At 68.6% G+C, this 825-nt stretch carries 1 protein-coding gene; it reads left to right on the top strand.

Annotation, left to right across the window (positions count from 1 at the left end; translation table 11 throughout):
* Positions 1–89 precede the first annotated feature (89 nt).
* Positions 90–825 (top strand): IS5 family transposase gene (locus tag BBH68_RS40355; RefSeq protein ID WP_425428906.1). Its coding sequence is split into 2 segments (ribosomal slippage), with 737 coding nucleotides annotated over them: positions 90–411 and positions 411–825; the frame shifts between segments, so codons are not numbered across the junction. This gene is flagged as partial in the annotation.

An 825-nucleotide genomic window follows, 5' to 3' on the forward strand; every position in this document is an offset into this window, starting at 1 on the left:
AGAGGCCCTAACAGAAGTTGTTGATCACGTGACCGTCGGCTTGTCGGCTCGTTGGTCGGGTCGTGGGGAAACGTCAGTCGCGGCCGTGGATCGTGTCGGACGAACTGTGGTCGCTTATCGAGCCGTTGCTGCCGGAGCCGGGGCCGAAGCTGGTGGCGGGCCGGCCGCGGGTGCCGGACCGACAGGCCCTGTGCGGGATCCTGTTCGTGCTGCACACCGGCATCCAGTGGGAGTACCTGCCGCAGGAGCTGGGCTTCGGCTCAGGGATGACCTGCTGGCGGCGCCTGGCAGCCTGGAACGAGGCCGGTGTATGGGACAAGCTGCACCTGGTGCTGCTGAAGAAGCTGCGGTCGGCCAAGCAGCTGGACTGGTCGCGGGCGGTGATCGACTCCTCCCACGTGCGGGCGGCCCGGCGGGGCCCAAAAGCGGGCCGAGCCCGGTCGACCGTGCACGACCGGGCAGCAAGCACCACGTCCTCACCGATGGCCAGGGCATCCCACTCGCGGTGTCGCTGACCGGCGGAAACCGCAACGACGTCACCCAGCTACTGCCCCTGCTCGACAAGGTTCCACCGGTCGCCGGCGTCGTCGGCAGGCCACGGCGACGGCCGGACATGCTCTTCGCGGACCGCGGCTACGACCATGACAAGTACCGGCGGCTGCTGTGGCAGCGTGGTATCCGTCCAATGATCGCGGAACGCGGCCAGCCGCACGGCTCCGGCCTGGGCATCTTCCGCTGGGTCGTGGAACGAACGATCTCCTGGCTGCACGGCTTCCGCCGCCTGCGCATCCGCTGGGAGAGACGCGACGACATCCACGAAGCCTT

Source organism: Streptomyces sparsogenes (assembly GCF_001704635.1).
Taxonomy (GTDB): Bacteria; Actinomycetota; Actinomycetes; order Streptomycetales; family Streptomycetaceae; genus Streptomyces; species Streptomyces sparsogenes.